Raw genomic sequence first — 1,351 nt, forward strand, 5'->3', positions numbered from 1 at the left:
TCGGCATTGCGATGGTCGAGAGCGGTGAGATCGATGCCGGCGGTGCGCACGCATCTCTGCTGCGCCCACGACCCTACGAGCCGGTCGATCCCGGGACAGCTCCGACGCGCTCGTCTTATCCCGCACCTGAGCGCGATCTGTGGGCTGACGCGCACGCTGCGGCCGAGGCCGCCATCGCGGCAGCGCGCGTCGATCCCGCATCCGCCAGTTCGTTGTACAACTTCCTGCTCCGGGGGTGCCGCACCGCAGCGGAGCTGGATGAGACGGTGCAACTGTTCCTCGACCACGGGATCCCGCTGCACCATCCGCCGACGTAGCTCTCGCCCGATGGAGCGGGGTCGTCCGCGATGCACGCGCGGCGATAGCCGAAGAGCCCTTTTTCGCGCCGGGGTCATAGTCACCAACGTTATTTGTGCGGTGACCGACGAGAATTTTCCTTCCCGCACCGTCTCCGCGGAAACGCCTGCTCAGCGTGCTTTCGGCCTGAGAAGTCTGTCGGGAGGGCCCGCTACACGGGCTGGGCGTCGGAGGTCCTCGAACGCCGCGACACCGCGCTACTGCTGATGGGCTACACCGGCGCATTCCGCCGCAGCGAACTCGTAGCGCTCGAATGCCGCGATGTCCACCGCGACCGCCTCGATGGTGCGCATGTACGTATCCGGAAGTCGAAGACCGACCAGGACGGCACCGGAACCGTGAAAGCACTCCCGTTCACCGCCCGCCACGAGTCATGCCCGGTCTGCGCGTGGGTGCGATGGCTGCAGATCGTCGCAGCGTTCGACACCGGCGGCAGAGTTGCCGTCATCCGAATACTCTCCCGCGCAGTGGAATTCGACTCCCATATTTGTCGCGGCACCCTTCCTGTGGTCGAGAAACGGTCGCCGCTGTTTCGGTCCGTCCGCAAGAACGGCAACCTCTCCGACACTGTGTTGTCCGGGGCAGCGGTCCATGCGGCGATCCGCCGCCGCGCTACTCGAGCTGGATACGACCCCGTCACCGTCGCTCAGCTCGGCGGGCATTCCCTCCGTTCCGGCTTCGTCATGCAAGCCTTCCGCAACGGAGCTGACGCGCACGCCATCATGCGCCAAACCGGGCACACCACACCCGCAATGGTCGAAACATACGCTCACGAGAATGCGCCACTGATCGGCAACGCCGTCACCGAGCTCGGCTTATGACCAGGCACCCGACCGAGCCAGTGACCGGCGACGGGACGACCGGGGCAGATGCTGACCACGACGACCGCCCTTGTCCGATACGACCAGCGGACATCACGAACACGTCGATACCGAGGCGGGATCGGCACACGTGGTCACTGTTCGAGGACTGGTGCACCGCCCATGGCGAACCC

General features: G+C 65.8%; 2 pseudogenes. Both read left to right on the plus strand.

The annotated features are described in order from the left end of the window. Positions 1-317, plus strand: a pseudogene (locus J1M81_RS03770) (TniQ family protein); the annotation flags it as partial. Positions 318-500: 183 nt separating this feature from the next. Further along, positions 501-1,178: pseudogene (locus tag J1M81_RS03775) on the plus strand (site-specific integrase); the annotation flags it as partial. Between the last annotated feature and the right edge of the window lie 173 nt (positions 1,179-1,351).

It is taken from the genome of Rhodococcus sp. KRD175 (assembly GCF_017168275.1).
Lineage (GTDB): Bacteria > Actinomycetota > Actinomycetes > Mycobacteriales > Mycobacteriaceae > Rhodococcoides > Rhodococcoides fascians.